The organism is Pseudomonas sp. GW822-FHT04H02 (assembly GCF_058800645.1).
In genome coordinates, this window is sequence record NZ_JBXAMM010000004.1 from 310,251 (window position 1) to 329,607 (window position 19,357).

At 63.8% G+C, this 19,357-nt stretch carries 17 protein-coding genes; 4 read left to right on the top strand and 13 right to left on the bottom strand.

Translation table 11 applies throughout. The annotated features are described in order from the left end of the window. Positions 1–260: 260 nt before the first annotated feature. The 5 genes from AC1RMG_RS18905 to AC1RMG_RS18925 all read right to left on the bottom strand — a co-directional run bounded on the left by AC1RMG_RS18905 (position 261) and on the right by AC1RMG_RS18925 (position 5,957). Positions 261–1,478 (bottom strand): amino acid deaminase, encoded by a 1,218-nt coding sequence (locus tag AC1RMG_RS18905; RefSeq protein ID WP_015636023.1) that lies wholly within the window; start codon positions 1,476–1,478, stop codon positions 261–263. A 47-nt stretch (positions 1,479–1,525) separates the two neighbouring features. Next, a complete protein-coding gene (locus AC1RMG_RS18910; protein ID WP_047287579.1) occupies positions 1,526–2,290 on the bottom strand; it encodes an IclR family transcriptional regulator in 765 nt (254 codons plus the stop codon). Between the two features lie 133 nt (positions 2,291–2,423). Continuing rightward, positions 2,424–2,813: a RidA family protein gene (locus AC1RMG_RS18915; protein ID WP_011061860.1), complete on the bottom strand. Its 390-nt coding sequence runs from the start codon at positions 2,811–2,813 to the stop codon at positions 2,424–2,426. A 256-nt stretch (positions 2,814–3,069) separates the two neighbouring features. Next, on the bottom strand, positions 3,070–4,503 hold the full coding sequence (locus tag AC1RMG_RS18920; RefSeq protein ID WP_015636025.1) for an RtcB family protein: 1,434 nt from the start codon (positions 4,501–4,503) through the stop codon (positions 3,070–3,072). 437 nt (positions 4,504–4,940) lie between these two features. After that, on the bottom strand, positions 4,941–5,957 hold the full coding sequence (locus AC1RMG_RS18925; RefSeq protein ID WP_370059286.1) for a fimbrial protein: 1,017 nt from the start codon (positions 5,955–5,957) through the stop codon (positions 4,941–4,943). 307 nt (positions 5,958–6,264) lie between these two features. Here AC1RMG_RS18925 and AC1RMG_RS18930 point away from each other — a divergent pair, with 307 nt between their 5' ends. After that, the gene (locus AC1RMG_RS18930; RefSeq protein ID WP_053152414.1) at positions 6,265–6,837 is read left to right on the top strand and encodes a type 1 glutamine amidotransferase family protein; all 573 of its coding nucleotides are present in this window, start codon (positions 6,265–6,267) and stop codon (positions 6,835–6,837) included. Positions 6,838–6,953: 116 nt separating this feature from the next. Here the strand turns inward: AC1RMG_RS18930 and AC1RMG_RS18935 are convergent, their stop codons facing one another. The 5 genes from AC1RMG_RS18935 to AC1RMG_RS18955 form a co-directional block, all read right to left on the bottom strand. Beyond that, positions 6,954–7,421 (bottom strand): DUF6368 family protein, encoded by a 468-nt coding sequence (locus tag AC1RMG_RS18935; RefSeq protein WP_493169914.1) that lies wholly within the window; start codon positions 7,419–7,421, stop codon positions 6,954–6,956. A gap of 151 nt (positions 7,422–7,572) precedes the next feature. Next, complete coding sequence (locus AC1RMG_RS18940) at positions 7,573–7,968, bottom strand: hypothetical protein (RefSeq protein WP_015636029.1); 396 nt, start codon at positions 7,966–7,968, stop codon at positions 7,573–7,575. 132 nt (positions 7,969–8,100) lie between these two features. Beyond that, the gene (locus AC1RMG_RS18945) at positions 8,101–9,363 is read right to left on the bottom strand and encodes an NAD(P)/FAD-dependent oxidoreductase (RefSeq protein ID WP_493169916.1); all 1,263 of its coding nucleotides are present in this window, start codon (positions 9,361–9,363) and stop codon (positions 8,101–8,103) included. Positions 9,364–9,373: 10 nt separating this feature from the next. Then, entirely contained in the window at positions 9,374–10,462 is a 1,089-nt protein-coding gene (locus AC1RMG_RS18950; protein ID WP_015636031.1) for a polyamine ABC transporter substrate-binding protein, read from the bottom strand. A 51-nt stretch (positions 10,463–10,513) separates the two neighbouring features. Next, entirely contained in the window at positions 10,514–11,815 is a 1,302-nt protein-coding gene (locus AC1RMG_RS18955; protein ID WP_401017915.1) for an NAD(P)/FAD-dependent oxidoreductase, read from the bottom strand. 136 nt (positions 11,816–11,951) lie between these two features. Here AC1RMG_RS18955 and AC1RMG_RS18960 point away from each other — a divergent pair, with 136 nt between their 5' ends. From AC1RMG_RS18960 to AC1RMG_RS18970, 3 genes are all read left to right on the top strand, one after another. After that, positions 11,952–12,929, top strand: coding sequence for a LysR substrate-binding domain-containing protein (locus AC1RMG_RS18960; RefSeq protein WP_019095395.1), 978 nt, complete (start codon positions 11,952–11,954; stop codon positions 12,927–12,929). Between the two features lie 569 nt (positions 12,930–13,498). Further along, positions 13,499–14,650, top strand: coding sequence for a non-hydrolyzing UDP-N-acetylglucosamine 2-epimerase (gene wecB / locus AC1RMG_RS18965; protein ID WP_123473584.1), 1,152 nt, complete (start codon positions 13,499–13,501; stop codon positions 14,648–14,650). A gap of 240 nt (positions 14,651–14,890) precedes the next feature. Beyond that, the gene (locus AC1RMG_RS18970; protein ID WP_493169919.1) at positions 14,891–15,991 is read left to right on the top strand and encodes a GGDEF domain-containing protein; all 1,101 of its coding nucleotides are present in this window, start codon (positions 14,891–14,893) and stop codon (positions 15,989–15,991) included. Positions 15,992–16,022: 31 nt separating this feature from the next. Here the strand turns inward: AC1RMG_RS18970 and AC1RMG_RS18975 are convergent, their stop codons facing one another. The 3 genes from AC1RMG_RS18975 to AC1RMG_RS18985 all read right to left on the bottom strand — a co-directional run bounded on the left by AC1RMG_RS18975 (position 16,023) and on the right by AC1RMG_RS18985 (position 19,276). Beyond that, positions 16,023–17,585 (bottom strand): TerC family protein, encoded by a 1,563-nt coding sequence (locus tag AC1RMG_RS18975; protein WP_011061874.1) that lies wholly within the window; start codon positions 17,583–17,585, stop codon positions 16,023–16,025. A 356-nt stretch (positions 17,586–17,941) separates the two neighbouring features. Further along, complete coding sequence (locus tag AC1RMG_RS18980; RefSeq protein ID WP_041118828.1) at positions 17,942–18,319, bottom strand: VOC family protein; 378 nt, start codon at positions 18,317–18,319, stop codon at positions 17,942–17,944. Between the two features lie 75 nt (positions 18,320–18,394). Next, positions 18,395–19,276: a LysR family transcriptional regulator gene (locus AC1RMG_RS18985; protein WP_011061876.1), complete on the bottom strand. Its 882-nt coding sequence runs from the start codon at positions 19,274–19,276 to the stop codon at positions 18,395–18,397. Between the last annotated feature and the right edge of the window lie 81 nt (positions 19,277–19,357).

Sequence of the window (19,357 nt, forward strand, 5' to 3'; positions counted from 1 at the left end):
TCGCCGGCGAGCCGGCTCCTACAAAACCTGCATACCTCCTGCCCCGTAGGAGCTGGCTTGCCAGCGAAGGCGCCCGCACGGCCTGCACCTCATCCAGAGGCCTCTTCGCCGGCGAGCCGGCTCCTACAAAACCTGCATACCTCCTGCCCCGTAGGAGCTGGCTTGCCAGCGAAGGCGCCCGCAAGGCCTGCGCACCATCCAGAGGCCTCTTCGCCGGCGAGCCGGCTCCTGCAGACCCTGCATATCCCCGGCTCCGGCGATCAGAAACAGGTTTCCAGGTTCTCGATCACCTGCAGGCGCTCATCCACCAGCAACCCGGTGCGCCATTTGTCGAAGGTCAGGCAGGGGTGCGAAGTACCGAAGGAAATGATGTCGCCAATGCGCAGCTCCACTCCCGGCGCCACCGTGAGAAACGCATGCTGGTCCATCACCGCAGTGACCTTGCACGCCCCCACGTCATCCCCGGCACTGGCCTGGGCCCCGGCGCGATAACGCCGCAGCGGCACCGGCAAGCCGGCGTCATAGGCCACATCGCGCTTGCCCAGGGCCACCACGGCAAAGCCCGGCTCCGGCAGCGACTGCACATGGGCCCAGACCTCCATGGCCGGGCGCAGGCCCTCCTCCAGGTCGGCGCGGCGATCCAGCACGCAGCACTGCGCCTCTTTATAGATGCCATGGTCATGAGCCACGTAACTGCCCGGGCGCAGCACACTGAGGAAGCGGCCCTTGGCGTTGTGGGTCTCGAAGGATTCGGCAATCAGGTCATACCAGGCTGACCCCGAGGCGGTGATAATCGGCCGCTCGATGGCGAACAGCCCGTCGTTGTGCAGGTCCACCGCCAGGCGCACCAGGGAGTCGGCGAACTGGCGGATGCCACTGATGGCCTGATCGCCATGGATCACCCCTTCATAACCTTCGATACCGCACAGCGCCAGGGCCGGCTGAGCCTGGATCGCCTTGGCCAGGGCCAGCACCTCTTGCTCGGTGCGGCAACCGCAACGCCCACCGACCACGCCGTACTCGATCATCACCTTGAGCGTGACCCCACGCTGGGCGAAAAACGCCCCCAGGTCGGCGACGCTGTCCGGGTGATCGACCATGCAATAGAAATCGAAATCCGGATCCGCCAGCAGCTCGGCGATCAGCGCCATGTTCGGCGCCCCCACCAGCTGGTTGGCCATCAACACCCGGCGCACGCCATGGGCATAGGCAGCGCGAGTCTGTACCGCAGTGGCCAGGGTGATGCCCCAGGCGCCGGCGTCCAACTGCCGCTGAAACAGCGCGGGCATCATGCTGGTCTTGCCGTGGGGCGCCAGCTCGGCGCCGCTGTCACTGACGAACTTCTGCATCCAGCGGATGTTGTGTTCCAGGGCCTCGCGATGCAGCACCAGGGCCGGCAGGCTGACGTCTTGCAACAGGCTCGCGCCCTGGGCAGCGGCGCCCTTTTCCACCAGTGGCAGGTTCAATACGGAAGACATCTTGGCACTCCTTATCAAGGCAGCTGCGCACAGCCGCGAAACAGTCATCAATCGTTGATACGCCGGGCCAGACGGTTGGCGCTGTCGATCAGCACCCGGCGATATTCCTGGTAGTTGCGCTGGGCATCGGCCCTGGGCGCGACGATGCAGAGCGTGCAGATGCACACCCCGTGCTCATCGCGCACCGGTGCGGCAAAACAATGGGTAAAGGTGTCGGCCACGCTGTCGAAGGAAAAGAACCCATCCTCGGTGGCCTGGCGGATTTGCTTGAGAAACGTCTCCAAGGGCAGACGCTCACCGTCGGGCAGAACGAAGTCCCGTTCATCGATCAGGTCGACAATCTGCCCATCGCTCAAATGCCCCAATAGCAACCGCCCGGAAGCGGTCCAGGGAATCGGCGCGTTCTCGCCGATGTTCGAGGAAATGCGGAAGTGCCGCTCGCCCTCCTTCATCAGCGCCACCGTGTATTTGCGCCCGTTGAGCAGGCACATCTGCGCGGTTTCCTGGGTCTGGCGGACGATTTCCTGCAAGGCCTGATCGGCCTCGCGGCTCAGGTCGAAATGACGCAAATGGGCCTGGCCGAGAAAGTACAACTGGCGGCCCAGGTACACATGCCCCTCCTGGCCCACCGGTTCCAGTACCCGCCGCTCCAGCAGGGAAGCCACCAACTCATAGACCGTGGACTTGGGGCCGCCAATGCCCTTGGCGATATCGTTGGGCCGCAACGGCTGGCCGATCTCCTTGAGGAAATCGAGAATATCGAACGCCCGATCCAGGCCCTTGGCCCGACGCTTGATGTTGTCTTCGCTCATCTACCTGCGCCCCCTCTATCGCCCCGTAGGAGCCGGCTTGCCGGCGAAGAGGCCCTCAAGCCTTGTGCCACCCTCAGGGGCGCCTTCGCTGGCAAGCCAGCTCCTACAGGCCAGCTCCTACAGACCGTGGCCATCAGGCCTTCTTCTTGTAGGCCACACAATCGATCTCGACCTTGCAATCCACCATCATGCTGGCCTGCACACAGGCCCGGGCCGGCGCGTGTTCGGGCTTGAAGTACTCACCGAACACCTTGTTGAAACTCCAGAAATCCCGCGGGTCTTCCAGCCACACGCCAACCCGCACCACATCCTCCAGGCCATACCCGGCCTCTTCGAGAATGGCCACCAGATTGCGCAGCGTCTGATGCGTCTGCTCGACGATCCCACCGTGAATGATCTCGCCATCCAGCGCCGGCACCTGGCCGGACACATGCAGCCAGCCATCGGCTTCGACGGCGCGAGCGAAAGGACGCGGCTGGCCACCGCCTGCGGTGCTACCGGTGCCGTAACGGGTGATGCTCATGAGAGGTTCTCCTGGTTGAAGGCTGAGCAGACAAGACCACCCTCGGGAAAACAAAGGCGGCCTGGGTCACACAGCAATAATTCCGCTACAACGGAATTAAATATCAAATAACGGAATAAATTCCGCAGGAGTGTGCCATGGGAAGCACGGAACATGACAGGGGGGTCAGAACGATCGGGCCGGGAGCGACCATGGATCGGCCGTCCAGTTGCATGGCAAACCCGAATACCCTCCCCGCCCCACAGCCCTCTCGTGCTTACGCCTTGAACGTCAGAATCGGCGAAAACCGCGCCATCACCGATACCGTCCCTTCTTCCACCTGGGAACGAATCACCTGGCCAATTTCCTTGTAGGCCCCCGGTGCTTCTTCAATCATCCGCTCTTCCTTGGTGGTGATGCACTCCACGCCCTGCAGGCCGAGGAAGGCCTTGTCCTTCTTGGCCTTGAACACCACCTCGCTGCGCGACATGGAGCGCCCGGCGCCGTGGCTGGCCGAGCGCAGCCAGCGTTCGTTGCCCAGCCCGGTGAGCAGGTAGGAGTCATGCCCCATGCTCCCCGGAATCAGCAGCGGCTGCCCGGCATAGGCCGGTGTGGCGCCTTTGCGGTGGACGTTGCCGCCTTCCTCGCGCAGCACGATGTTGTGCGGTACATCGACAATCAGCGGCGCTTCGATGCCCGCGCCGAACACCTGCCGAGTGCGCTGGCGCACCATTTCGGCGATCAGTGCGCGGTTGGCGTCGGCGTAGTGCGCGGCGCTGTGCATGGCCAGCAGGTACTCATCGGCCATCTCGCCAAACAGGGCGAATATCTTCGAATCGGGATGCTTGATCCCCGCCGGCCACAGGGCCTTGGCCTTGTCCATCCAGCGTCGGCCTACATAGAAGCCCACGTCGCGAGAGCCGGTGTGGATCATCATCACCACCTGCCCCACGGACAGGCCCTGGGCGAAACAGGCCTGGCGATCCACCAGTTCGGTGACGACCTGGATCTCGACAAAGTGATTACCACCGCCCAGGGAACCCAGGCCCGGGTCGCGAAGGATCTTGCGCGAAAGGTCCTGCAGGGCCTCCGGTGCATAGTCGGCGCTGCCGCGGGCAAAGGACGACTCATGCAGGCCCGAAAGCTCACGCTGCAATTGAGCGAAATCTGCCCCGGCAAACAGCCCGATCGGGTCCTGTTGCTGTACCTGAGCCCAGAAATCCCCCAGCCCCGAAGCAAACAGCGCGCTCATGGCCGTGGGGCTGGTGGGAATATTGCGCGTGCCTTCCAGCAGATCGCCACGCACCAGGGCGGTCCACTTGGCCTTTTGTGCCATGAACTGCTCGTAGTTCAGCCCCAGCTTGTGCAGGCGCATGCCGCAATTGATGTCGGTGCCGATGGCTTGCGGCACCACCATGTCGTGGCTGGTGACGATCACGCTACCCACCGGAATCGGGCTGCCGGTATGGAAATCCGGCGTGGCGCAGGCGCACTTCACTTCGCCGCCATGGGGGTGGGCGACCTTGGCGAAATCCATCAGTTGCAGGATGGCTTTCTCTTCGATGGCAAAACTGTCGGGCAGCAGCAGATCCACCTTGAGGCCGGCGTCATTGGTGGACGAGATAGAGAGGGAATTGGAATTCAGGCGTTCGATGGCCACCCCGGAACGGGCGAGCTTGTGCTGAATTCTTTTCAGAGGAGTCTTGGTCATTTTTCAACTGCTTTTCTTGGACGCAACAAAACAACCACCCTTTTGGTGGCTGGAATTGTCTGGTCAGCAGCGAAACTTAGACGGCGCGGATAATGGGGGAATGACGCTGTGGATGTAAATAGCCGGGGAGAAATTATTTAAGAAGGCGCCTGGCGAGACGCCTTCGCCAGCAAGCGGGCTCCTACAGAGCTGCGCGGGGTCAGAAGTTGAAGCGCACGCCCTTGATCTGCACCTTCTGCACCTGGCAGTTGGCGGCCTGTCCGGCATATGCGCCTTGCGCCAGCAACCGTCTTCGCGAGCAAGCTCGCGCCTGCAACGGCGGCAGGCGTGCCAGGGTCTGCTGCCAGAGGAAGCGGCCCTGGGCATAGCTCTGGGTCTTGAGCCGTAGTAACTGCTAAGGCCCCGGCGCATGCCGAGACCCTGAACGATGAAACCGCTCAACGATAACTCATCGTCAAGGTCGCCATCCCACGGACCGTTCCTGGGGTGACTCGCGAAGCGGTCTGGACATAACGCGCGGTCAGGGGAATGTCGTAGCTCGAGACCCCAGCGGAGATATTCCCCGCCCACCATTGATTGACAGAGCCCGAACCGTAGCCGAGAACAGTCGCTCCCTTGAGGATCTGCACCCCCACTCCCGAGGCAGTCGACCCGGCGCTCAGCGACAAGGTGCTGCCCTGGTTAGCCCAGTTGTTCACATCTATGAACGAGACATAAGCCCCGATCGAAGCCCCGGCATCCCCTCCCGAACATGACAGGTTGATTTTGAAGGGCACCGCTTTGGAGGTACTCCCCACTCCGGAAAAGGTCATGTTCGATGTTCGCCCCAGGGGCACTGAAATCTGCGAGCTGGACACACTGCAGGTCGGTACCCTGAGCTGCACCGTCACTGCGCTTTTACCGCTGGTGTAGACCGTCCAGCCTTTGGAGTTGCAGATACCAACGCAGTTGAACGCAACGTTCACCAACCCGTTACCAGCCAAGGTCCCACTCTGGATGTCGCCGATCTTTATGATTTCCAGCCACATGGATTGCTTGTAGACATCACCCTTGACCCATCTGAGTTTTACGGATGACTTTCCGCTCCCCACCAGATACTGGCTGGACCCGGACTGATTTTCACGCCATCTCCATTTGGCGTTCCACCTGAATCCGACTCCAGGCACGTTGCTCGAGTAGACGTTGTAGTAACCTGGGGCCAGCGTAGCGCCTTGAAGCTTGTAGACCATGGGCTCGGAACTGAATATTTGCGGCCATGGATCCCTCATCATCGAGTCCACCTCTGCGGTGGTCGCAATGACGTCGCCATTCATGGTTCCTGCACTGATGTAAATGCTGGCAGGCAACTGAATGATCGATGACTCGGGAGAGAACTCCCCGCCGGCATACGCCGGCCCCTCACCCCATAGCGACAACACCAGGACAAGAGCCGAGAGCAGAAGGGTGCGCTTCATGAAAGTACGGTGCCTGTTCAAATGTCCACGACGTTTGGCGCTCTTTCCACTGAGGACGAGGCGACCCAAACTTCGACTTTAAGCCCCCCCCCATCACGGCACCTATCAGCCCGAACACAGAACGCTGTCGATAAATCCTCAGGAGCCAAGGACCTATCCTACAAAGCGCTGTTGCAGGGGTCAGCAACACGCCAACGACAGCAGCCCTCCCCCCCTTGCCCAGCAACGAAATGTTCCATTGAGTCGCTGAAATCGGGCTATTCTGCGCGCCCCCAATACTCATTCGCCTCAGCAAGGACAGCTGCCCATGACCCGCGCCATTACCCTTGTCTGCGACAATTTCGCCGACTGGGAAACCGCCCTGATCAACGCCACCGGCCGTGGCTACTATGGCTTCGACTGCCGTTACGCTTCCCCCAAGGGCGCCATCGTGACCTCCATGGGTGGCCTGCGGGTGACCCCGGACCTGGCGTTGGAAGATATTCGTCTGGATGAGGTGGACCTCTTGATGGTCTGCGGCGGGACGGTCTGGCAAAGCCCCCAGGCGCCGGATATCCGCGAACTGCTACGCGCGGCCAAGGAGCGCAAGCTGGTCCTCGCCGGTATCTGCGACGGCACCCGCGAACTGGCCCGGGCCGGGGTGCTGGACCAGCTCAAGCACACCTCCAATTCGGCGGACAACCTGCTGGCGGTGGGTTATGCCGGCGCCGCGCACTACCAGGATGTGCCCCACGCGGTAGCGGACCAGCGCGTGATCACCGCCCCGGGCAGCGCTCCAGTGAGTTTCATGGCACAGATTCTCGGCACCCTGGGCATCAGCGACGACAACCTGACCTTCTACCTGGGCCTGCACGCCGCCGAGCACCGCCAGCAAGCCTGACCCTCCCCTGTAGGAGCCGGCTTGCCGGCGAAGGCGATCTCCCGAACGCCTTGGCTGGCAAGCCAGCGCCTACGCAAGGTAGTGGGTGGGCGGCAGTGCGGGCGTGTAGCCGTGGATTATTTCACCAGTCGAAAATCCCGGTGGCCCAACCATGCCGAAAAGTCCGCAGCGCTGAAAATGCTCTCGCCCTCATGCTCGAGGATCGCCAGCCCCGCCAGAAATTCGCTGTCCCGGGTGTAGGCACGGATGCTGGCGCCGAAGGCCAGTACGCCATCCAGGTGACGGGCCAAGGCCAGCGCCGCCTGCCCTAGGCGCTGGTGATCCGCCTGGTCTTTATCCATGGCCGCCAGGCTCAGAATGTCTTCAGGGAGCCATCCCAGTTGCCCGGCCAGCCCGGCATATTCCGCCAGTTCCCCTGGATATTCGGCCCCCATCCCAAACAGCATGGGGCTGCCGTCAATGAAGAACGAGCTCGTACCGGCCCAGGGTTGATCCGCAATTGCGGCCAGACAGGCCCGCACCCGGTTTTCGAGCAAGCCATCGATCTGGCGCGGTAAAAGCACCCTGACAGTCGGCCCGGCCATTGATTCACCTCCTCCAGCGCGCCGCATCCGCATCAGGGATAACAGGCGAGCCCTTGTTCGCTGCATCAGCAGGCATCAATGCTCAAGCCCCCTGCCGGTCAGTGCATTCACCGGACCGGGAGCATAAAAGCCCGTGGTGCAATAGCCAAGCTCAGCGCCTGGAACCATTGACCCCCAACACCTCTTCCAACCGCTTCGCCTCGCCCTCCGTCAACAAGGGCGCAGGCGGTTGGACAAGGCGCTGGCTGGACAGGGCGGGCACCGGGGCCGTTGGTTGGGCCGCCTTCGCAGTACGGCTGCGGCTCGCGCTGCTTTGCGGGTACAGCGCTTCATCCAGGCATTTGTCGCGCATGCCCTGGCTGGACAGGCCGTGGCAACCGGTGCCGTTGGACAGGGCGCGGGCGCCGCAGGTGGCCTTGCTGTCGGGGTCCTTGAGGTCGATGCAGCCCAGGGAACCAAAGCCATGGCCCAGTACCGAGGCGGGGTCTTCGGCGCAAGCTGCGCCGGCACACAGGAACAGGGAAGTCAGCACAAGTGCATTTCGCATAGGGGCGCGTCCATGGCTAGCGTAGGTCCCCCGGCGCCTTTCCGGCCGCCGGGCAGGTCTGTCGAGGGAAAAAGCCGTTGTAGCAGATGAACATGACCGTTTCCCTTCCCCATAACCACCGCGGTTGCGTGACTAGCGGAAACGCCCCGCCAGGAAGGGTTGCAGGGTCACGCTCGGGGTCAGCCCGCTGGCCTGTTCCGCCACCAGTTGCCCACTGATGGCGGCCAGGGTCAGGCCAACGTGACCGTGGCCGAAGTTGTAGTGCACCTGGGGCAGCAGCCGCGACTGGCCGAGCACCGGCTTGCTGTCCGGCAGCGAGGGACGAAAGCCCATCCACCGGGAAACCGGTTCGTGGTGCAGGGTGAGGAAGCGTCGCGCCGCCCGGGCCAGGTAGTGATAGCGGCGCGGGTCCGGCGCGGCGTCGAGGCCGCCGAACTCCACCGTGCCCGCCACCCGCAGCCCTTGGGCCATGGGCGTCAGGTAGAAACCGCCGGAGCCCCAGCACACCGGGCGGCTGAGCAAGCCGCCAGCCTGATCGAACAGCACGTGATAACCGCGCTCGGTGTCCAGGGGAATCTCGTCCCCCAGGCTCTGCGCCAGGCGGCGGGACCAGGCGCCGCTGCACAACACCAGGCGTTCGGCGGGCAGTTGCTCGCCACTGCCGAGGCGGGCAAGCACCCGCTCGCCGTCCTGGGCGCTGCGCTCGACCCCCTGCAACTCATCGCGGCGAAACACTCCGCCGCGCTCGATGAAGCACCGCAGCAAGCGCTGGCTCAATGCGAAGGGATCGAGGGTGCGGCTGACCTGGGGCAGTTCCAGCGCCAGGGCCGCACGGGCGTTGAGGGCCGGCTCCATGGCCCGTAGCTCCGGCCCTTCCACCAGGCGCATGGGCACCTCGAACCCCTGGTGATAGGCCAGCATGTCGATAGCGCTCTGCCGCTCGTGGGCCTCGAAGATGTACAGCGAGCCGTCATGGCGCACCAGGTCGTTGGCCCCGGCATCGTCGAACAACGCCTGCCAGGCGCCCATGCAGGGCTTGAGCAGGCTGTGCAGATCATGACTGATGGCCTTGACCCGCGGCTCGCTGGAGCTTTGCAAAAAGCGCCATAGCCAGGGGGCGATCCGTGGCAGGTAACCCGGGCGGATCGCCAGCGGGCTGTCGCGCCGCAACAGCATGCCCGGGGCCTGGCGCCAGATGCCGGGGGTTGCCACTGGCTCCACGGCATAGGTGGCGAAGGTACAGGCATTGCCGAAGGAAGTGCCGCTGCCCGGCGGCTGGCGGTCCAGCAGGGTCACCCGCCAGCCCAGGCGCTGCAGCCACAGGGCGCTGGCCAGGCCCACCACCCCGGCCCCCACCACCACGGCGTGGCCGCGTTGTTGCTGACTTGCAATCATGCCGCGCTCCTCATGTGCCGCTGACGACCCGGGTCCACAGGCGAGTGCTCAGGCGCATGCCGGCCGGGGTCATGGTCTTGATCGGGAACAGCGTATCGAGCACCGACTGCGGCGGGTAGGCCGCCGGGTTGCTGCGCAACTGCGGTTCGATGTAGGGCAAGGACGCCGCATTGCCGTTGGCGTACTGCACGAAGTTGCTGATGTTGGCGATCACCTTGGGGTCCAGCAGATAGTTCAGGTAGGCGTAGGCGTTGTCCAGGTGCGGGGCGTTCCTGGGAATCACCACCATGTCCATGGCCACGGTGGAGCCTTCCCTGGGGATGCTGTAGCCGAGGTTCACGCCGTTTTTTGCCTGCTGCGCGGTGGCCATGGCTTGCAGCACGTCGCCGCTAAAACCCACGGCCACGCAGATGTTGCCGTTGGCCAGGTCGCTGACGTACTTGGCCTGGTGGAAGTAGAGGATCGAGGGGCGGATCGCCTGCAGCGCCGCTTCGGCCTTTTTCAGGTCCGCCGGCTGTTCGCTGTGGGGGTCCAGGCCCAGGGCATTGAGGGTGATGGGCACCATCTGTGTCGGGTTGTCGAGAAAGGCCACGCCGCACTGCTTGAGCTTCTGGATGTTCTCCGGCTTGAACAGCAGCTGCCAGGACTGGGTGACATCGGTGTCGCCGAAGATCGCCTTGATCTTGTCGACGTTGTAGCCGATGCCCACGGTCACCCACATATAGGGAATGCCGTACCTATTGCCCGGGTCGCTGGTTTCCAGCAGCTTCATCAGCTTGGGATCGAGGTTGTTCCAGTTGGGCAGCTTGCTGCGATCCAGGGGCTGGATCGCCCCGGCCTGGATCAGCCGCGGCAGAAAGTGGTTGGACGGGCTGGCCAGGTCATAGCCGCTGCCGCCGGTCATCAGCTTGGCCTCGGTGGTCTCGTTGCTGTCGATCACGTCGTAGGTAGTCTGAATTGCGGTGCGCTGGGTGAACTGGGCCAGGGTGTCCGGAGCGATATAGCCGCTCCAGTTGGCGATGCTCACGGTCTCGGCCGCCTGGACGCTTGCGGCGCACAAGGCCAGGGATAAAAGTGCCGTAGTGGTGCGATTGATCATGTTGCCGCCCTCTGTGCTCTTATTATTGCGGCGTTTCATTCGCCGCGACGGTTAACGTTCGTGTCGCGCGCGCTGCACTTCCCAGCCCATGCGCAAGCTTGCTCCAATGTCGAAAAACGGTCGGGGTGGCAGGTAGCCGGGCCGGGCCTGGGACAGCACGTCCCGCAGCAGCGAGGAGTCGCAGCCGGCGGCCATTTCCACCAGCAGCCGGCCCCACAGGGTGCCCCGCGCCACCCCCGAGCCGTTGCAGCCGGCCACCGCGTGCAGGCCTTCGGCGACCCGGCTGAAGTACGGCTCGCCGGAACGGGTGCCGCTCAGGTGCCCGGTCCAGGTGTATTGCAGGTCGGTATCGGTAATGCCGGGAAAGCGCTTTTGCAGGCCCCGCAGGTGTTCCTGGCGGCGCACCGCCAACTGCGCCGGGCCGAGATCGCGCTGGCGATACTCGACGGTGTTGCGCATCAGCAGGCGGCGCCCGGGCAACAGGCGCACCGTGGCCGCCCCGGGCAAGGTGGAGAGCACGCCCCAGCCCAGCTCATCCAGCAGCCGCTGCCAGTGATCTTCCTGCAGGGGCCGGGTGATGCTGGCGCTCAGCTCCAGGGGGAAGGTGCGGCTGTGCCGGACTCCGAGCCGGGGCAGAAAGGCACCGACACAGGCCAGCACCTGGGGCGCCTGGATCTCGCCCTCCCCGGTCACCGCCCGCCAGCCCCGGCCCGGCAGAGACTGCAGGTCCTGCACCGGGCTGTTCTCGAACACCTCCACCCGCTCCGGCAGGCGCTCCAGCAGGCCCTTGACGTATTTGGCCGGCTGCAGCAGCGCGTTGCCACCGGCGCAGTGGATGGCCCGCTGGTAGAAGCCGCTGCCCAGGCGCTGCTGCAAGGCCGCGCCTTCCAGGTACTGGGCCTGGGCGCCCGCGGCATTCAGGGTAGCGACTCGGGCGCCGCTGTCCTGCAAGTGCTGCCCCTGGTGCACGGCGAAGTGATAGCCGCCAGCGTCGAACTCGCACTCGATGCCCAACTCGTCAATGCGCCGGCGCACCTCTTCACCGGCAGCGATACCGATGCCGCAGGCAAGCTGATAGGCCGAGTGGCCGGGCCGCCCCAGCAACTCATCGGCGCCGGGCAATTCATGGCTGACCACAAACCCCGAGTTGCGCGCCGAAGCCCCCTGGGCCGCCCGCTGGCGATCCAGCAGGACGATGCGTTGCTGGGGAAACATCCGCGCCAGGGCATGGGCCGCCGAGAGGCCGGTGATGCCACCGCCAATGATCAGCCAGTCGGCTTTCTGTAGGCCCTTGAGGGTTGGCCGCTGGGAAGTCTGCCCTGCCAGGGCGATCCAGCCACATACATTGTTCAAAGCCTGTCACTCCTGCACAATCCATGCGCCCGGAGCATTCAACAGAACACTCAACCCGGCGCCACATGCCTACAATCTATGGATATGACGGCTTTATTTCGAACGTTATTAATTCATCCATCTATTCGGAAAACGCATGGATAACCCTCTTCGACTGCCCTCGTTGCAGGCCCTGCAGACCCTGGTCAGCGTGGCCCAGACCCACAGCTTCACCGAGTCCGCGGCGCGCCTGCACCTGACCCAAAGCGCGGTGAGCCGGCAGATCCAGCAACTGGAGGAGCACTATGGGGTCAGCCTGTTCGAGCGCAGCAGCCGAAGGGTCTCGCTGACCGAACAGGGGCGCGATGTCTGCACGGTGGCCACCCAAGTCCTGAGGTCCCTCGGCTCCCTGCAGGAACGCCTGGCCCCGGCGCCCCTGGACCGGCCGTTTCGCATCCGCATCTTTGTCTCCCTGGCGGTGCGCTGGTTGCTGCCGCGGCTCAGCGGTTTCTACGCCGCCAACCCCGGGCTGTGCCTGTCGATCGAGACCGTGGGCGGGGCCACGGTAGACCCCGGCGGCGATTGCGACGCCTATGTACTGTACCTGCCGGAAGGCCTGGACGAGCGGCCGCTGACCCCGCTGTTCGACGAATACCTGGTACCGGTGTGTGCCCCAACGCTCAGTGACGGGCAATTGCCGCCGCGCTCCCTGGAGGAACTGGCCGGGCACGCGCTGATCCACGGTTCTACCAGCCGCCAGGAATGGACCGCCTGGCTGCAGGCCCAGGACGACCAGACGCCCCACAGTTACAAGCATCTGCTGTTCAACCTCGACGACCTGGCCCTGGACGCCGCGGCCCGGGGGCTGGGGGTGGCCATGACGGACCTGATCCTGGCCCAGGACTCGATTGCCCGGGGCAGCCTGCTGATCCCCTTTGGCCAGGCGCTCAAGACCGGCGGGGTCTATGCCCTGTGGCTACGCGACAGCGGCGCCGCGCATCCGGCCTGCGAAACCGTATTGAACTGGTTCCAGGCTCAGGCAGCCGAACGGGATCTGCCCGCGGCACGAGGCCTGGCTGGGGCGATTGCAGCAGCCCTGCCCACCCTGGGTGGCAGTAAATCCCTGGCTGAATGACTGGACCAGGCCCTGCTGCTCATGGGCCTGGGCAAACAACATTGAAGGGCCGATGAACACTGCCCGGGAAAGCTCGAGCGCCGCCGGCGCTCAGCTGTAGAGCGTCACCATTGCCCAGGCAAAACACGCCAGCACCAGGGCCATCCCCACTACATACACCGCTAAAGCACGACCCACAGCATCACTCCACGAACCAGGCAGTCATCAACACACTCACTCTCGGGGTGAGTCATGGCGCGCATTCTAGCAGCGCGCGACGTCATTTTGACACGAGCCTCTAAGCCTGATTAAAAGCCTCCCGACAAATGGTATTGGCGTCAATTTAATGGCTTAAATCAGCCTGACTCTTCTTAACGGGCAGCCGAACTGCGCAACATCATCTTGCATTGCGCCCAGTGTTTTCTTTCCGCCGAGAAACCTGCTGCCTCCGGGATCAATGCAAGCCCCCTTTTCCCGCTAAACCGCGAACCTGAGCGCTATCAGCGCCTGCACTCCTGGTTGGACAAGAGTGATTCTCACTGCTTTGATCTCAACGCCAGGTCCGGTTTTCACAATCCCAGGGAGGGTCCATGTCGTTCAAGGTCATGATGGTTTTCGGTACACGTCCTGAGGCGATCAAGATGGCACCACTGGCTCGGGTTCTAAGGCACTGGCCAGGTATCGAGCTGCACATCTGTTCCACCGGCCAGCACCGGGAAATGCTCAAACAGGTACTCGACGCCTTTGAGCTCGAGGTCGATGTGGACCTGCAAGTGATGACCCAGGGCCAGACCCTCAACGGCTTGTCGCAGCAACTGCTGATCCACCTGGACACCAGCTACGAGCGCCTGAAACCGGACATCGTGCTGGTCCATGGCGACACCACCACCAGTTTTATCGCCGCCCTCGCCGCCTTCAACCGGCAGTTGCCCATTGGCCACGTCGAGGCCGGCCTGCGCACTGGCAACCTCCAGGCACCCTGGCCCGAAGAAGCCAACCGGCGCCTGACCGGGGTCATCGCCGACCTGCACTTCACCCCGACCGCCAGGTCCGCAACCAACCTGCTGCGGGAAAACGTGCCCGCTGAAAACATCGAGGTCACCGGCAACACGGTGATCGACGCGCTACTGTGGATGCGCAACCGGCAGAAGCACACCCACTGGCGCCCCGCGGCCAACTCGCCCCTGGCGGTGCTCGACGACAGCCGGCGCATGGTGCTGATCACCGGCCACCGCCGGGAGAACTTCGGTGACGGTTTCCGCGATATCTGCGAAGCCCTGGCAACCCTGGCCGAGCGCTACCCGGACGTGCAGTTCGTGTACCCGGTACACCTCAACCCCCAGGTGCAGAACGCGGTGTACGGCCTGCTCTCGAACAAGCCGAACATCTACCTGGTAGCGCCCCAGGACTATCAGCATTTTGTCTGGCTGATGGGACGTTCGCACTTCATCCTCAGCGACTCCGGCGGTGTCCAGGAAGAGGCCCCGGCCATCGGCAAGCCCTTGCTGGTGCTGCGCGAGGTCACCGAGCGGCCGTCGGTGCTGGAAGGCGGCACCGTGCTGCTGGTGGGCACCGATCGCGAGCGCATCGTGCACCACGCCAGCGAACTGCTGGACGATGCACAGCTGCATGCCCGCATGAGCCGCGTGTACAGCCCCTACGGTGACGGCCGCGCCAGCGAACACATCGCCCGCCGCCTGTGCACCTGGCTGGAGGCCCAAGCCCCCCGTACTCCGGCATGAGCCTGGGCAGCCCCCGCAGCCCGCAGTCGCAAAACGTCCAGTTGGCCATATGGCTCCACACCTTGTGCGAGAACTGGAAGCTACCGGTCACTGGCAGGTACCTGCCGATTGAACTGGACGACCTACACTTTCAAGCAGCGGATCGTCGCGCCCCCTCCAACCCCGGCGCGGTGTTCTCCCTGCGCTATCGCCCCTGGGGCAAGCCGCTGCTGGATCATCAGCTCACATCCAAGGCCCGCGATGTTCAGAACCCTTGAAGAACAAGTGCTCAAACAGGCCGCTCCGGCGGCCTTGAAGCTTGAATTCGCGCAACATGATTTCGAACGCCTGCGCAGCTTCTGCGTCCTGATCTACACCGCCAGCATCCTGATCTGGCTGATCTTCGACCTGATCGTCAGCTTTCCCGGGCAGCAGGGCTTCACCGCCTATTCGATGGTCTTTCTGAGCATTCTGTCCTTCACCACCATCATCCTCGGCTTCACCCGCCAGGACCGGCACTTCCAGTGGGTCAACCTGCTGTTCGTGCTGACCATCACCATCGGCGTGCGCCTGGTGATCGAGGGGCTGCCCATCGACCAGCGCCCGGTCTGGCTGATTCTCGGGGCGTCGAGCATGCTCTACGGCGCCTCGGTGATGCCTCTGCGACGCTGGTCGTTCGTCAGCGCCATCTTCATCACCTGGCTGGTGCTCAATCCGTTCTGGCGCACCAGCACCACCCTGCAGGAACTCAAGGGGCTGCTGGTGCTGGTTTACGCATTGTTCCTCAGCGCATTGACCCTCTACAGCTTCATCACCCTGCGCCGGGCCCGGCTGCACAACTACATCATGTCCAAGTTGCTGCTGGACCAGGCCTACCTCGACACCCTCACCGAGATCCCCAACCGCCGCTCGTTCATGGCCCGCGCCGGCCAGCGCCTGCAGGCTCTGCCCCGGGAGCACGACCATTACCTGGCGATGGTCGACATCGACAACTTCAAGAAGGTCAACGATGTGTACGGGCATGACATCGGCGACGAAGTGCTCAAACGCATCGCCGCCGATATCGAGGGAGTGATGAGGGATTTCGACTATGCCCGCCTGGGCGGCGAGGAGTTCGCCATCTACCTGGCCGACGTGCCCCGCGCGGATGTGGAGGCGCTGGCCGCGCGGCTGTGCCAGGTGGTGCGCGACCAGCCGACCCGGCACCCGGTGACCATCAGCATGGGCCTGGCCCGGGTCGAGCCTGGCGAAACCCTGAACCAGGCCCTGATCAAGGCCGACCAGGCGCTGTACGAATCCAAGCACGGCGGCAAGGATCGCTACACCTTCCATCCAGCCGGCAGGCCCGCACCACCCGCGTAGGAGCTGGCTTGCCAGCGAAGAGGCCCCAGTGTCAGTCCACGCTCCTGCGCGACAGCAGCACCTGGGTTACCCGGCGCTCTTCCACTGCCCTGACCTGCAGGCTCCAGCCTGCCCACTCCACCCGATCGCCCTTGACCGGCAGGCGGTCCAGCAGGCTCATCACCAGACCGGCCAGGGTCTGGTAGTCCTCGGTGGGTTCAGCGCCGAAACCGGTCCGCTGGCGTACCTGAGGCAGGTTCAGCGCACCATTGACCAGGAACCCGCCCTCTTCTTCGATCACATCCGGGCCTTCGATCTCGCTGGCATCCGGCAGCTCGCCGGCAATGGATTCGAGAATGTCGGTCATGGTCAGGATGCCCATGAAGTCACCGAATTCGTTGATCACAAAGGCAATGTGAGTGGACGCCTGGCGCATCTGTTCCAGGGCGTTGAGGATCGAAAAGCTGTCCAGCAGGTTAATGGTCTTGCGCGCCAGATGCTCAAGGTTCGGCTCACTGCCCGCCAGGTACTCCTTGAGCAGTTCCTTCTTGTGCACGAAGCCCAAAGGCTCATCCACCGCACCATCGCGAATCAGCGGCAGGCGCGAGTACGAAGAATGCATCAGCTTGGTACGAATACTCTCCGGGCTGTCCGTAAGGTCGATGCAGTCGACCTCGGCACGCACCGTCATCAGGCTGCGGATCGGCCGCTCCGCCAGTTGCAGCACACCACTGATCATCACCCGCTCACGGCGGTCGAACAGCTCGCTGCTGGGGGCCTCATCAGTTTCCAGCAAGTCGGCAATTTCCTCGCCCACTTCTTCCGCCGCCAGCCTGCGCCCACCCAGCAGGCGCATCACCGCATAGGCCGTGCGCTCGCGCATCGGCCGCAGGCCCTGCATGGATTTCTTGCGCCGGGCCCGGGCGATCTGGTTGAACACCTCGATCAGGATCGAGAAGCCGATGGCCGCATACAGGTAACCCTTGGGAATATGGAAACCCAAGCCTTCGGCGGTCAGGCTGAAGCCGATCATCATCAAGAAGCCCAGGCACAGCATGATCACCGTCGGGTGCGCGTTGACGAAACGAGTCAGCGGCTTGCTGGCGACGATCATCACGCCGATGGACACCACCACCGCGATCATCATCACCGACAGGTGCTCGACCATGCCCACCGCGGTGATCACCGCGTCCAGGGAGAACACCGCATCGAGCACCACGATCTGCGCCACGATCGGCCAGAACAAGGCGTAAGTGGTACTGCCGGCGCGCTGGCTGACATGGCCCTCCAGGCGTTCATGCAACTCCATGGTGGCCTTGAACAGCAGGAACACACCACCGAACAGCATGATCAGGTCACGCCCCGAGAAGCTGTGCTCGAAGACCTCGAACAGCGGCTGGGTCAGGGTCACCATCCACGAGATGCTGGCCAGCAGGCCCAGGCGCATCAACAACGCCAGGGACAGGCCGATGATCCGCGCACGGTCGCGCTGCTCGGGCGGCAGCTTGTCCGCGAGGATGGCGATAAACACCAGGTTGTCGATGCCCAGCACCAGCTCCAGGACGATCAGGGTCAAAAGGCCAAGCCAGGCCGTGGGGTCTGCGATCCATTCCATAACGACGACTCAAGTGCTCCGGAAAATTCAAACGGCCAGGCGCGACGCAGCGCCAAGGTGCAGGGGCTGCAAAACCTCGGGTACGGGCGGATAAAGGCAGGAAGTGGCAAGTGCCAGGCAAGTGCAACCGGGAGAATGGCTGCCTGAGCGTCTGGGGCTCAGGGCCGCCGGATGGCGCGAGAAGTCATGGGGCAAAGCGAGGAAAGAGCGCCGACTGGGGGGCTCCGAGAGCGTGTTCATGCAAGTCCTGAAGGAAAAAACGGACTTGGAGATTACAGGGAGGGCGAGCCGATTCCCCAGCGGGAAATCATTACAAGATTTTATCCGGCCCGCGTCTCTGACGCAGGCCGGCACCGTTACAACTGCTCGGAAATCTCGATCAGGTTCAGGTCCGGGTCCCGCAGGTACACCGAACGGATCGGGCCGGTGGCGCCGGTGCGCGGCACCGGCCCTTCGATGATCGGCCAGTTGGCCTGTTGCAGATGGGCAATCACCTGGTCCAGGGGCACGCTGGCGATGAAGCACAAATCCAGCGCCCCCGGCACCGGCAGGTGGGCCTTGGGTTCGAACTCCTGGCCGCGCACATGCAGGTTGATCTTCTGGTTGCCGTACTTGAAGGCCTTGCGCCCGCCGGCAAAGGTTTCCAGTTGCATGCCCAGCACGCGGACGTAGAAATCCTCGGCGGCAATCGGGTCGATGGTGGTCAGTACCAGGTGGTCAAGGTGGTCGATCATCGAAGACGCAGCTCCTGAAGCGAAAGGAATGGCCCGGGGATTATGCGACCCGGGCCGCCGCTTGAACATGCCCCATCAGGCTTTGCCGCGGTACTCGCGCCGTACCTGCTCGATGTAGCGCACCACCGCCGGTGCCTGCTCGAAACGCCGGTGGATCAGCGACAGCCAGGACGTCGCCGAGCTGCCGCCAATCGGCCGGTACAGCACATGGGGCAGGCTGATGTGGCCCACCACCGACTCCGGCACCACTGCCACGCCCTGCCCCAGGGACACCAGGGCCAGTACCGCCACCAGGCCGCCGGGCTGGGGGCCCAGCTTGGGGGCGTAGGCACCCTGGGCCGCCACCTGCAAGGTGCCGCTGATCTGCTCCGGAAGAATGAAGGTTTCATTGAGCAGGTGTTCGGAGGCGATCTGCGGCAGGCGGCACAGCCAGGATTCATCGGACAGCGCCAGGACAAAGCCCTCGGCGTCCAGGCGAATGGCCTCGACCCCTTCCGGCAATGTCATGGGCGAGCGAATGTAGCCCACGTCCAGGCGACCATCGGCAATCCGCGCCGGCAGCGTCGCCATCGGGCACTCTCGCACGTTGAGGCTGACGTCCGGGCAGTCGCGGCCAAAGCCCTGCACCTGTTTCTGCAACAGCCCGCAATACACCGCCGAGGCCACATAGCCCAGTTCGATATGGCCGATCTCGCCGCGCCCGGCACGCTGGGCATTGCGCTGGGCAAACTCGAACTGGCGCACCGTGGCCTCGGCTTCCAGCAGCAGGGTGGCGCCGGCCTCGGTCAGGCTGACCTCGCGTTGCTGGCGCAGGAACAGCCGGGTGCCAAGGGTGTTCTCCATGTCCTGGATCTGCCGGCTCAGGGTGGGCGGGGCAATCCCCAATTGCTCGGCGGCGCGGGTGAAATTGCGCTGCCGGGCCACCGCCAGGAAGTAGCGAAAGTGACGAATTTCCATGATGGGCATTAGCTCAAAGGTAATGAACTGGTCGCCAGCAGCTAACAAAGACCGCGAAAGGCCGGGATAAGCTGAGCGAAC